Below are 330 nucleotides of genomic sequence, written 5' to 3' on the forward strand. Positions count from 1 at the left end.
GCCCGTATGCATATTGCCAGTCGGTCGGCATGTGGACGTTATGCGCGCCCGAGCCCGGGTTCAACAGGATCTGCAGGTAATACCACTGGTTGGCCTTCACGTAATGCGCCACGGGGCTGCCGAACATGCTGTTGTCGGCAGGGAAACCCTGGATATGCGGCGACACGTTGAAGACGAAGCGCCAGTATCCGCACCAGCCACGTGTTTCGGCCTTGGGCGCTTTTTCCTCGTTCACCCAGGCAGCGGGGCAGTTTGTTTCCAGCGAAAAGTCCTGGGCAAGCTCCCACGACTTCATCAGTTGCCACTGCGCCGTACCGTACAGGTTCTTCT

The 330-nt window shown here is 59.1% G+C and carries 1 pseudogene; it reads right to left on the bottom strand.

Annotated features, from left to right (window positions below):
• Positions 1 to 330: pseudogene (locus ACRXB1_RS37510) on the bottom strand (hypothetical protein); the annotation flags it as partial.

It is taken from the genome of Caballeronia sp. M23-90, from assembly GCF_053574605.1.